Here is a 2,172-nt window from a genome sequence, read left to right as displayed (position 1 = left end):
ATGTTGTGTTCGAGGAGCCAGGCTGTGGCCCTGGCCGACATGGAAGGAAGGGCTCCGACGACGACACCGAAGATCAGTGGGGCTGCCATCAGCAGGGACATTTGATCCGCGTCAGAGAGTCCTGCTGAGTTCGCCGTATTCGGGGTGGTCCGCTGGGGTTCTGACTGACTGTCGAACATGACCGATCTCCTCGTGTCGCCGGAATTGGGCTTCTACGAGTAGGAAGATCCGGTGGAGGCGTCCTGTGTGACACGCGTGGGCAAACTATTTTCGGAACCTGGGTGTCGCACGTGACGGACGCGAGGCGTCGATACGTCCTGCCGCGTTTTTTGCGTTCGACTATCGGCCACACGTGCAGCAACTGTCACCAAAACTCAATGATAGGTCGTCAAAAATTACACTTAGAGCGATATTATTGATGCATGAAAGGTGATGATCGGCTCCTGGCACTGGCAGACCTCGCCCAAGAACAGTGGGGCATGTTCACCTCAGCCCAAGCCGCCGAGTCCGGCGTAAGTGCGCAACACCTCAAGCGGCTGGCAGACCGATTCATCCTCACCCGCATCAGGCATGGCGTGTACCGGCTGACAGGGACGCCGATTCACCTCACCGATCACGTACGCGCCCAATGGCTTGCACTCGACCCGACACGCTCGGCAGCAGAGCGCATCAACAGTGCCGATCCCCGCGGGGTCGCCTCTCATCGAACGGCCGCCGACTTGAGAGAACTCGGTGACATCGATGCCGACATTGCAGAATTCACCGTCCCGCGGCGGCGCAATACACGCAGCGACGGAGTCCGTTTCCACGTCGCCGCGCTGGACCCTACGGACTGGTCCCTACTCGACGGCCTGCCGGTCACGACGACAGCAAGGACGATCGTTGACCTCGCTTCCTCTCGCACAGACGGTGGACACCTCGCGGGAGTGGTGTGGGATGCACTGCGCACCGACCAGGTCTCGCGAGAACAACTGGAGTCCGAACTGCGCCCATTCGCGCACCTCTACGGCGCCCCCCTCGGCGACGGAGCGGGGTTCGTCGCCGCCCTCATCGACGACGTCGCCGCCTCGAACCTGATGGCCATACCGACCGAGGCACTGCAAGAGAAAGCCGCCACCACCGGCGAGGACGCGCACAGGCACGGTGTCCTGAATATTCTGCGTGATCCTGCTCTACCTGCCGCGATTCGTGCACTACGGAAACAAGGAATTCTATAGTGTCACAACATTATTAGACGTCAAAAGCACTTCATAGCGCGGCGCTGTCAGACCGTCGACATTGCTGCGGCACGTGGCGCGAGGAGGTTACTCGAGGAGGTCTGCCACGTGTCGCCCGTCCGTCCCACCGACGAGTTTGAGATTCAGACCTGCGCGCGACGCCAAGGATAATGCGCCGATGCCGTCGGTCAGAGCGGCGTGGGTGATGCGGTCGAGCCCCGCTCCGACAAGTGGGGCGGCCGTCCGCAATGTTGCTTGCAGTGCAACAGAGTTAGTCGAACCGCCGTGCATCAGCAGGTTTCTCTGTCGATAGAGGCGCCGCATCGCGGTGGTGATGTGTTTGGAGACGTCGTTGAGGGTGCGGCGAGGATCTTTCACGACCTGGTTCATGCGTTCCTGGGCGGCGATATCCGTCGGCCGTGTCAATGCCAGCGACCGACCAGATTTGAGGGATTCCGCTACCAATAGAGCCCTCTCCCGATTGGAGGCGGCAGAGGCAAGTGCCAGCGCAAGCCGGTCCGGTTCTTCCGGGTCATGGCGGTGAGCCAAGGAGGTCAATTCACCACGAGGCCATGAACATGCCACCAATGCGGCCATACGATCGGCAGCGACGGAGCCCCGGTCTCGGGTGTCGTCACCGTCGGCGGATGAGATCAGCAAGGCCTCGATGGCCGCCCATCCCCCGGAGATGGCAGTGCCGGGGGATCCGAAGTTCAGCGATGCGGCAAGTTCGAGTGCGTCGTCGAGAGCTGTCGGCTCAGCAACGTCGTATACCCGACGCTCGGCCTGTAGGGACAGCACGAACGCCCCACGCCCGTGTTCGCGGCGCAGTTCGATCTTTTCAGTGTCCGTGCCGCTGCTGACCCAGACTGTGCCCAGCGGCAGCGGGATCTTGTGGCCGCGGGTCCGTTTGCGGGTGTAGCCGCTACGCGCAATCAGCCGATCGACGGTCTCG

The 2,172-nt window shown here is 61.9% G+C and carries 2 protein-coding genes; one reads left to right on the top strand and one right to left on the bottom strand.

Annotated features, from left to right (window positions below; genetic code table 11):
- The first annotated feature begins 422 nt into the window (after window positions 1–422).
- Window positions 423–1,217 (top strand): type IV toxin-antitoxin system AbiEi family antitoxin domain-containing protein, encoded by a 795-nt coding sequence (locus ACIQ2D_RS21775; protein WP_003944244.1) that lies wholly within the window; start codon window positions 423–425, stop codon window positions 1,215–1,217.
- Between the two features lie 87 nt (window positions 1,218–1,304).
- Here ACIQ2D_RS21775 and ACIQ2D_RS21770 read toward each other — a convergent pair.
- The coding region (locus ACIQ2D_RS21770; RefSeq protein WP_483869756.1) for a hypothetical protein at window positions 1,305–2,172 on the bottom strand (868 nt) is incomplete at its 5' end.

Origin of the sequence: Lysinibacillus sp. NPDC097287 (assembly GCF_044761695.1) — a bacterium.
Classification (GTDB): domain Bacteria; phylum Bacillota; class Bacilli; order Bacillales_A; family Planococcaceae; genus Lysinibacillus.
This window is presented reverse-complemented; position numbering and strand designations above follow the sequence as displayed.